The following is a 9,013-nucleotide window of genomic DNA, read 5'->3' on the forward strand; positions in this document are numbered from 1 at the left end:
GAACGACATCCGTGCAGTGAGTGCACGATCGGGGACATGAACCGTTCCGCGAAGATCCTCCTGCCCCTCGTGCTGGCCTCGTCGCTCGGCCTGCTCGTCTCGGGGTGCACCTCCGGCGACGCGGACGCGTCGGCGACCGGCGCCTCCTCGGGGCCGTCCTCGTCTGCCTCGTCGTCGGCGTCGACCTCGCCCGGCGGGTCGGCCAGCCCGTCGGCGTCCGCGCCGGCCGAGCCGAGCGCGACCCCGGGCCCCGACGGCGCCTCGGGCGGCGGCGGCGACCTCGGCGACGGCGCCTCCGGCGACGCGTCGGCCCGGTGCACGGTCGACGAGCTCGGCGTCGAGATCGCCGACGGAGGCGGCGGCGCGGCCGGCAGCTACGGCATCGCGTTCATCTTCACGAACACCGGCGACCGCACCTGCACGCTGCAGGGCTGGCCGGGCGTCTCGTTCGTCGGGGGCGGGGACGGCACCCAGATCGGCGCCTCCGCCACGCTCGACCGCGGGACGCCGCACGACACCCAGAGCCTCGCGCCCGGCGGCGAGGTCCAGGCGCTCGTGAAGATCGTCCAGGCCGGCGGCTACGACGCCGCCACCTGCCAGCCGACCGCGACCGACGGGTTCCGCATCTACCCGCCCGGGTCGGTCCGCTCGATCTTCGTGGGTGCCTCGGGCTCGAGCTTCGAGGCGTGCGCGAACACGGCCGTGCAGCAGCTCTCGACGAGCGCGCTCGCCGTGTTCTAGCCCTCGGGGCGATCGATGTGACGCCGACGCGGGGTCGCGAGGTCCGCGACCCCCTCGGGGCGTCACCTCGATCAGCTGCGGGTACGCGCGAGCGCGAGGAGCTCGGCGGCCGCAGCGGCAGGGGAGGAGGCGGTCGTCGGGCGCGGGAGGGGCGCCTCCTCGAGGCAGCGGTCGAGCAGGCCCTCGACGAGCCGGGCCCGGCCCGTGATGTCGGAGGCGGAGAGCGAGCCGGGCAGGATCCGCACCTCGACCGTGTCGCGCACGGGGGCGTCCGTGAGCAGGGCGGTGAGGTTCACGTCCATGTACTTGAGCAGGCCGGTGCGGGCGGCAGCCTGCTGGAGGCGGTGCCAGCGCTCGGCTGAGGCGGCGCCTCCTGCGGTCGTCGCGTCGTCTCCTGCGGTCGTCACGACGTCGTCCTCGGCGTCGGCGCCTGTCCGGGCTGCGCTCGTCGCCGCGGCCCAGGCGGCCGCCTCCTCCTCGACCAGCGCGAGCACCGCGGGCGGCATCGGCGCGAGCCTCGTGCAGGCCGGGTTCGTCTCGAGCAGCTCGTGCAGGGCCCCGCGCCAATGCCCGAAGAGCCGCACCAGGTTGGCGAACGCATGCGCCGAGCGGAACGGCGCCCCGTCGACGTGCAGGTGCACGGCGGCCTCGACGGGGACGGTGAAGCCGAGCTCCCTCGCGGGCCGGAGCAGCGCCTCCAGCGCCGCCTCGTGGTCGACGACCAGGGGAGCCGTCACGATCTCGCACGGCCGTTCGCGGCCCGGGGCGAGCGGGGCCGCCATCGCGATGCTCGCCCCCGAGCGGTCGCGCAGCCGCCGGACGCCGCCGACGACCTCGACGTCGGTGCCGAAGAGCCGCGCAGCCGCGTCGAGCGACTGCGCGACGGGGGCGGCCGGGTCGCTGTGGTCGGCCACGAGGCGGAGGAGGCGAGGGTCGTCCGAGAGGACGCGCCAGAGGCCCGGGGACGACGGCGCGAAGGTGACGGCCCCTGCCCTCCCGGCCCGCGCCTCCTCGTGCTCGCGTCGCAGGTCGTCGGCGATCGTGATGTCGTCCACGAAGGAGGCGACGGGCGCGCCGCGCGCGTCGGACACCTCCCATGCCGGTGTCAGGTGCCAGAAGTGGCCCATCCCCGGCACGAGCGAGGGCTCGGAGTCGGTGTGGAAGACCCGACGGGCCGCCCCGCCCGAGGCGAGGGCGACCCGTCGGGCGAGCACGCCGCGATCGACGCCGGGCGGGGCGATCAGCTCGATCTCGACGCCGATGCGGCGCCGCAGCGCCGCGCCGGTCCGGCCGTGCGCGGGCCCGGCGGGGTCGTGCGTCGTCCCGTCGTGCCCGGTCGGCGTCGTCACGGCGCGGCTCAGGGGACGACCGGCAGGCTGTCGCCGGCGAGCAGCGCCGCCCCGGCCCGGGCCTCGGCCTCGCGCACGGAGCCGCTCTGCCAGATCGCCGCGAGCTCGGCCGCGTTCGCCTCGGTGTAGCCGCTCGCGGAGAACGCGGCCACCTGCTGGTCCTCGGTGAACGTGGCGGGCGGGGCGGGCACCTCCTCATGCGCCAGCAGGGTCGCGCCGATGGTGCTCTTGACCGGGTAGACGCTGGGCTCGCCCCAGGCGACCGCCAGCCCGAGGGCCTGCTGCCAGCTCGCACCGCCGAGGAAGAACGCGGCGAGCTGCTGGTCGTCCGTGTACGAGGCGGCGGGGGCGTCGTCGGGTCCGAACGGCAGCGGGGTGCCCGCCGTGATCGCGGCACCCGCCTTGCCCTTCGCCGTGGCGACGTCGGGCGTGCCCCAGACGACGGCGAGGTTGAGCGCGTCGTCCGCGTACGGCGACGCGGCGAACGCCGCGAGGTCGGCCTGGCTGTAGGTGATCTTCGGCGCCGGGGTCTGCTCGCCCTTCGCGGTGCTCGCGGCCTGCGCCGCGGCGGCGTCGGCCGCGACCTGCGCGGAGGAGGTGGCCGGGGCCGCCCCGTCGGTGGCGAAGGCGCCCGCCGCGCCGAGGCCCAGCGCGGAGCCGGTGACGGCGCAGGCGACGACGGCGACGACTCCCGCGCGGCGGAACGAGGCGCCGCGGCTCGTGCCGGGCGCGGTGCGGGCGGTCGGGCTGGTGCGGGTGGTGCTGGTCTGCGTGGTGGGGCTGTCCTGGTCCATGAGGTGCTCCTCGGTCGGGTCGGCGGGGTGCGACGGTGCGTCGCGGTGCCGACCCTCCGGACGCTACGAGCACCAGGAGGCGCGGGTCGAGGGATCCGGGCAGGTCCCGTCCGCACGGCGTCCGGTTCGGTCCGGAGGGATGAGCCGCACGCGCCGAGCGCCCTCGCTCGGCTCATCCGAACGACCGATCCCGACCTCGCGCACCCGCACCCGCACCCGCACTCGCACCCGCACTCGCGCACTCGCGCACTCGCTCGCGACGCGAACGAGGTGACGCGTCGCAGGGGTCCGAGCCGGCCGGACCCCCGCGACGCGTCACCTCGACGGGCAGAGGCCCGGCCCGCCCGGACTCGCGGACGCGCTACGGGACGATGACCGCGCGGCCGCGGACCGTGCCGGCCGCGAGGGCCTCGTACGCGGCCGGGCCGCCGTCGAGCGAGTACCGCTGCGTCTCGACCGAGACGCGGCCCGACCGGGCGAGGTCGAGCACCTCGATCAGCTCGGAACGGCTGCCCCAGTACGGCACCCGGACGGCGGCGTCGTAGGCGATCGAGCCGAAGCCGACCTGCGCGGTGCCGCCGCCGATCCCGACGAGGCTGACGTCCGCCTCCGAGGCGGCGACCGACGTGGCGAGGGCCACCGTGGGAGGCGCCCCCACGAAGTCGAAGACGGCGTTCGCGCCCAGCCCGCCCGTGAGCTCGCGGATGCCGTCGGCCGCGTGCTCGTCGCTGATCAGCACGTGGTCGGCGCCGACGTGGGTGGCCAGCTCGAGCTTCTCGTCGCTGACGTCGAGGGCGATGATCTGCGCCCCCGAGAGCGCCTTGAGGATCTGGATGCCGACGTGCCCGAGTCCGCCGGTGCCGATGACGACGGCGAAGGTGCCCGCCCCGAGCTTCGGGAGCGAGGTCTTGATCGCGTGGTACGGCGTGAGGCCGGCGTCGGTGAGCGACACGTTCTGGACGGGATCGAGGTCGCCGAGCGGCACCAGGTGGCGCGGGTCGTCGACGATCATGTACTCGGCCATCGAGCCGGGGGCGCCGAGGCCGGGGGGCTTGATGCCCTCGGCCGCCGCGTTGACGCAGTAGTTCTCCTTGCCCTGCGAGCAGGGGCGGCAGCGGCCGCAGCCCCACGGGCCGTAGACGGCGACGGCGTCGCCGACCTGCAGGTGCTCGACGCCCTCGCCGAGCTCGTCGACGACGCCGGCGCCCTCGTGGCCGAGCGTCAGGGGGAGGGGGTAGCCGCCCGCCGTGTAGTCCTCCTCGCTGAGGCCCATGACGAACTCGTCGCTGTGGCAGACGCCGGCCGCGGTGATCTTGAGCAGCACCTGCCCGGGGCCGGGCGACGGCTTCTCGATCTCGACGACCTCGGGGTGCTGACCGATCTTCGTGTACTGGAGTGCCTTCATGGCCAGAGGCTACGCCGGGCGCGTCACCCGTGCCCGACACCTGTCGGCTGTATCCAGGTCAGGCGAAGGGTGGCAGGTCGCGCAGGACGAGGTTCATCATCACCTGCGACATGACGACCTCGTCGCGCTGGTTCAGCATCTCGATGCGCGTGCGCACGAGGCCGCGGTCGGGCTTCGACGCAGAGATCCGCGACGAGAGCACCGTGAACCGCGCCCGCAGCAGGTCGCCCGGCCGCACCGGCAGCAGCCAGCGCAGCTCGTCGACGCCGGGCGAGGCGACGCTCGCCCACTGGTTCAGGAACCCGCCCACCATCAGCCGCATCATCAGCGCCGTCGTGTGCCAGCCGCTGGCGATGAGGCCGCCGAACGGGCTCCTCCTCGCAGCCTCCGGGTCGACGTGCATGTCGTGGGGGTCGAAGGAGGAGGCGAACGCCACGATCTCGGACTCGGTCACCTCGAGCGGCCCGTGCGTCTCCACCAGCCCGGGCGCGTAGTCGGAGAGCGTGCGGTCGGCCACGGGGACGGCGGGGCGTTCGGTCATGCTCCGATCCTCCGCCCTGCGCCCGTCGGGCGTGCTCACCACGGTCACGCTGAGTTCCCGTCCCGCCCAGGCTCGGAGGCGGGCTCGGGCTCGGATCCCACGGGCAACTTCCCTCGCTCCGCACGGAACGCAAGACCCCAAGGTCACGATCAGGCCTCGATCGCCGCGCACCGACCAGGAATCGGCGACAATGGTCGACGTATGGCTGTTCTACCGGTCATGTCGAACACCCGGCCACCACGGTTCCGACAGGCAAGGAGAACAGATGATCACGTTCGAGGGCGTCAGCAAGGTCTATCCGGACGGCACGGTCGCCGTCGAGCAGCTCGACATGGAGCTGCCGACCGGCGAGCTCACGGTCCTGGTCGGCCCCTCCGGCTGCGGCAAGACCACCTCCCTGCGCATGATCAACCGCATGGTCACGCCGTCGACCGGCCGCGTGCTCATCGACGGCGTCGACGTCGCCGGCCAGGACGAGGCGCTGCTGCGCCGCGGCATCGGCTACGTCATCCAGGCCGCCGGCCTGTTCCCGCACCGCACGATCGTCGAGAACATCATGACGGTGCCCGCCCTCGTCGGCACGAGCAAGAAGGCGGCCCGCGCCACGGCGGTCGAGCTCATGGAACGGGTCGGGCTGACCTCGGCGATGGCCGACCGCTACCCGGTGCAGCTCTCCGGTGGTCAGCAGCAGCGCGTGGGCGTCGCCCGCGCCCTGGCCGCCGACCCGCCGGTGATGATCATGGACGAGCCGTTCAGCGCCGTCGACCCGATCGTCCGCGAGGGCCTGCAGGCCGAGTTCCTGCGGCTGCAGCGCGACCTCGGCAAGACCATCGCGATGGTCACCCACGACATCGACGAGGCGATCAAGCTGGGCGACAACGTCGCCGTGTTCCAGGAGGGCGGCCGCCTCGCCCAGTTCGCCACCCCGCGCGAGCTGCTCGCGAACCCGGCCGACGACTTCGTCGCGGGCTTCGTCGGCCGCGACCGCGGCTTCCGCAGCCTCTCGTTCGACTCGGCCGCGAGCCTCGACGTCGCGCCCCTGTCCGAGGTGACGACCGGGCCCGAGCAGCTCGTGCTCGACCAGGCCGGCCGGCCCCTCGGCTGGACGGGCGCCGGTCTCGGGTCGACCGCCACCCCGACCCCCACCGGAGGCGCGTTCCAGACCACGGACTCGCTGCGCCTCGTGACCGACCTCGCGATCACGTCGCCGGTCGGCGTCGTCGTCCGCGTCGACGAGAACGGGGTCGCCGACGGCGTGATCCGCCACACCAGCCTCATGCAGCAGCTGGAAGCCCGCCGTCGACGGGAGGTCGACCCGGCGTGATCCAGTACCTGCAGAACAACGTCGCGGTCATCCAGGCCGCCCTCTCGCAGCACGTGTTCCTGGCGCTGGTCCCGGTGCTGATCGGCATCGTCGTGTCGCTGCCGATCGGCTACCTCGCGGTCCGCTTCGGGTTCCTCTACCACCCGCTGCTCAACCTCAGCGGCATCCTCTACGCGGTGCCGTCGATCGCCCTGATCGTGCTCGTGCCGACCATCGTGGGCATCCAGATCCTGTCGCCGTTGAACATCATCATCGCCCTCAGCGTCTACACGATCGCGCTGCTCGTGCGGGTCGTCGCCGACGGGCTCAAGTCGGTCGACCCGCTCGTGACCGAGGCCGCCTCGGCGATGGGCTACCGCCGCCTCCGGCGCCTGGTCTCGGTCGAGCTGCCGATCTCGCTGCCGGTCATGCTCGCGGGGCTCCGCGTCGCGACCGTCGCCAACGTCAGCCTCGTCAGCGTCGGCGCCCTGATCGGCGTCGGCGGCCTCGGCGCCCTCTTCACCCGCGGGCAGCAGCTGAACTACACGCCGCCGATCGTCGTCGGCATCGTGCTCTCGGTGCTGCTCGCCGCCGTCTGCGACGGGATCATCGTGCTGGTCCAGCGGCGCGTGACGCCCTGGACCCGCGTGGCAGGGAGGATCGCCGCATGAGCGACGGACTGCTCGGCTACCTGCTCGACCCCGCCAACTGGCAGGGCGGCGGCGTGCGCGCCTCGATCCCCGAGCTGGTGCTGACGCACCTCTGGTACACGGTGCAGGCGCTCGTCGTCGCGGCCGTGATCGCCCTGCCCCTCGGTCTCTACATCGGCCACACCGGCAAGGGGTCGTTCATCGCGATCAACGCAGCGAACGCCGGCCGGTCGCTGCCGACGCTGGGCCTCATCATCCTGCTCGTCGTGATCATGGGCCTCGGCTTCGGGCCGGTGCTGATCGCCCTGGTCATCCTGGCGATCCCGCCGATCCTCACCACGACGTACGCGGGCATCCGCGCGGTCGACCCGGCCGCGATCGACGCCGCCCGGGGCATGGGGATGCGGCCGCTGCAGGTGCTCTTCGGGGTCGAGGTGCCGATCGCGCTGCCGCTGATCTCGTCCGGCCTCCGCAACGCTCTGCTGCAGCTCGTCGCCACCTCGACCGTCGCCGCCTACGTCGGCATCGGCGGCCTCGGCCGGCTGCTCATCGACGGGCTGTCGCTCAACGACTACGGCCGCGTCGTGGCGGGCGCCGTCGTCGTCGCCGCGCTCGCGATCGTGCTCGACCTGCTCGCCGCGGGCACACAGCGGCTCGTCGTGTCGCCCGGCCTGACCGGGCGCATCCCCCGGCGCCGCGTCGGCACCGCGCTGGCGGCGCGCGACGGCGCGTCCTCCTGACCTGGCGCGCGCCTCCCGGCCCGCGCCTCCTCGAACTCGACCAGCACCTCCTGGTCCTCCTTCTCACCCCACACCCCCGCACCCGAACGAATCGTCGTCAGGTGCACGAGAGCAAAGGCTCACACCCCATGAAGAAGACCCTCCTCGGCGCCATCGGCGTCATCGGCGTCAGCGTCCTCGCGCTGTCCGCCTGCTCCGACCCCACCGCCAGCACCGGCGGCGGCTCGTCGTCCGACAGCGACACGATCGCCATCGGCTCGGCGAACTTCCCCGAGAGCGAGCTGCTCGGCGAGATCTACGCCCAGGCACTCGAGGCCAAGGACGTGAAGGTCAGCCGCACCTTCAACATCGGCGCCCGCGAGGTCTACCTCAAGGCGCTCGAGGACGGCTCGATCGACCTGCTGCCCGAGTACAACGGCGCCCTGCTCGCCGCGCTGTCGACCGACGGCGTGGACGAGGGCGTCACCTCGCCCGACGACGTGTACGACGCGCTGCAGGACGTGCTGCCCGAGGGCATCGTCTCGCTGCCCCAGTCGGACGCCGAGGACAAGGACACCCTCACCGTCACCCGCGCGACGGCCGACCAGTACGGCCTCGAGACCATCGAGGACCTCGAGCCCGTCGCGGGCGAGCTCCGCCTCGCCGGCGGGCCCGAGTTCGCGGAGCGCCAGCAGGGCGTCGTCGGCCTCGAGTCGGTCTACGGCCTCACCTTCAAGGAGTTCGTGCCCCTCGACGCCGGCGGACCGCTGACGCTCGCCGCGCTCGAGAACGGCGACGTCGAGGTCGCGAACCTCTTCTCGACCGACTCGGCCATCACGACGAACGACCTCGTCACCCTCGAGGACACGAAGAACCTGTTCCTCTCGGAGAACATCGTCCCGATCATCCGCGAGGACAAGTCGAGCGACACCGTCGAGGAGTCGCTCAACGCCGTCTCGGAGGCGCTCACCACCGAGAACCTCACGGAGTACCTCGCCATGGTGCAGGTCGACAAGAAGGACTCGGCGAGCGTCGCCACCGCGTTCCTCACGGAGTACGACCTGCTCTAGGTCTCGCTCGCGAACCGACGAAGAAGGTCCTCCCCGGTCTCGGGGAGGACCTTCTTCGTCGTCTCGCCCCCGTGTGTCCCCGGTCGTGTATCTCCTCGTTCAGGAAGATCGGTCCTGAGTCGCGCAGCGGGGGGGAGCGAGAGTCCTGAGTCGTGCACCGATCAGGAGGTGCGGCCTGTCTTCTCCTGCACGACGTGGTGCCGAGGAGGTGCGGGCCGAGGAACGCGGGAAGCCCCGTCCCGCAGGGTGCGGGAAGGGGCTTCACCGGGAACGTCGGCGGGTGCCGACGGGGGACGCCACCCGGGCGGGCTGCTCGATGAGCCCTCCTCGGTGAGCAGTACGAGTACTACTCGGTGGCGACGGTGATCTTCGCGACGCCGACGAGCATCTCGTCCTGGACGGCGTCGGTGTTGAAGGTCTGGTTCAGCAGGGCGGCGGCGT

Annotated in this window: 9 protein-coding genes; 5 read left to right on the forward strand and 4 right to left on the reverse strand. The window is 73.0% G+C overall.

Annotation, left to right across the window (positions count from 1 at the left end):
* The first annotated feature begins 36 nt into the window (after nt 1–36).
* On the forward strand, nt 37–741 hold the full coding sequence (locus tag EDF18_RS16015) for a DUF4232 domain-containing protein (RefSeq protein WP_123548844.1): 705 nt from the start codon (nt 37–39) through the stop codon (nt 739–741).
* A gap of 71 nt (nt 742–812) precedes the next feature.
* Here the strand turns inward: EDF18_RS16015 and EDF18_RS16020 are convergent, their stop codons facing one another.
* The 4 genes from EDF18_RS16020 to EDF18_RS16035 form a co-directional block, all read right to left on the reverse strand.
* Nucleotides 813–2,090: an amidoligase family protein gene (locus EDF18_RS16020; RefSeq protein ID WP_233569208.1), complete on the reverse strand. Its 1,278-nt coding sequence runs from the start codon at nt 2,088–2,090 to the stop codon at nt 813–815.
* Between the two features lie 8 nt (nt 2,091–2,098).
* Nucleotides 2,099–2,884, reverse strand: a complete 786-nt coding sequence (locus EDF18_RS16025; RefSeq protein WP_123548845.1) for a hypothetical protein — start codon at nt 2,882–2,884, stop codon at nt 2,099–2,101.
* Between the two features lie 361 nt (nt 2,885–3,245).
* Entirely contained in the window at nt 3,246–4,289 is a 1,044-nt protein-coding gene (locus EDF18_RS16030) for an NAD(P)-dependent alcohol dehydrogenase (RefSeq protein ID WP_123548846.1), read from the reverse strand.
* Between the two features lie 58 nt (nt 4,290–4,347).
* Nucleotides 4,348–4,830 (reverse strand): MaoC family dehydratase, encoded by a 483-nt coding sequence (locus EDF18_RS16035; protein ID WP_123548847.1) that lies wholly within the window; start codon nt 4,828–4,830, stop codon nt 4,348–4,350.
* A 265-nt stretch (nt 4,831–5,095) separates the two neighbouring features.
* On the opposite strand from EDF18_RS16035, the gene EDF18_RS16040 reads away from it, so the two are divergent.
* From EDF18_RS16040 to EDF18_RS16055, 4 genes are all read left to right on the forward strand, one after another.
* A complete protein-coding gene (locus EDF18_RS16040) occupies nt 5,096–6,154 on the forward strand; it encodes an ABC transporter ATP-binding protein (RefSeq protein ID WP_123548848.1) in 1,059 nt (352 codons plus the stop codon).
* Nucleotides 6,151–6,804: an ABC transporter permease gene (locus tag EDF18_RS16045; RefSeq protein ID WP_123548849.1), complete on the forward strand. Its 654-nt coding sequence runs from the start codon at nt 6,151–6,153 to the stop codon at nt 6,802–6,804. The genes EDF18_RS16040 and EDF18_RS16045 overlap by 4 nt, the downstream gene beginning before the upstream one ends.
* The gene (locus EDF18_RS16050; RefSeq protein ID WP_123548850.1) at nt 6,801–7,523 is read left to right on the forward strand and encodes an ABC transporter permease; all 723 of its coding nucleotides are present in this window, start codon (nt 6,801–6,803) and stop codon (nt 7,521–7,523) included. The genes EDF18_RS16045 and EDF18_RS16050 overlap by 4 nt, the downstream gene beginning before the upstream one ends.
* Before the next feature lie 128 nt (nt 7,524–7,651).
* A complete protein-coding gene (locus tag EDF18_RS16055; RefSeq protein ID WP_123548851.1) occupies nt 7,652–8,572 on the forward strand; it encodes an ABC transporter substrate-binding protein in 921 nt (306 codons plus the stop codon).
* Nucleotides 8,573–9,013: the final 441 nt, after the last annotated feature.

The sequence above is a fragment of the Frigoribacterium sp. PhB107 genome, from assembly GCF_003751515.1.
Lineage (GTDB): Bacteria > Actinomycetota > Actinomycetes > Actinomycetales > Microbacteriaceae > Frigoribacterium.

Bases quoted from the DNA above. Each gene is read 5' to 3' on its own strand.
- EDF18_RS16055 (WP_123548851.1), top strand. From the start codon at position 7,652: ATGAAGAAGACCCTCCTCGGCGCCATCGGCGTCATCGGCGTCAGCGTC.
- EDF18_RS16035 (WP_123548847.1), bottom strand. From the start codon at position 4,830: ATGACCGAACGCCCCGCCGTCCCCGTGGCCGACCGCACGCTCTCCGAC.
- EDF18_RS16030 (WP_123548846.1), bottom strand. From the start codon at position 4,289: ATGAAGGCACTCCAGTACACGAAGATCGGTCAGCACCCCGAGGTCGTC.
- EDF18_RS16025 (WP_123548845.1), bottom strand. From the start codon at position 2,884: ATGGACCAGGACAGCCCCACCACGCAGACCAGCACCACCCGCACCAGC.
- EDF18_RS16015 (WP_123548844.1), top strand. From the start codon at position 37: ATGAACCGTTCCGCGAAGATCCTCCTGCCCCTCGTGCTGGCCTCGTCG.
- EDF18_RS16040 (WP_123548848.1), top strand. From the start codon at position 5,096: ATGATCACGTTCGAGGGCGTCAGCAAGGTCTATCCGGACGGCACGGTC.
- EDF18_RS16050 (WP_123548850.1), top strand. From the start codon at position 6,801: ATGAGCGACGGACTGCTCGGCTACCTGCTCGACCCCGCCAACTGGCAG.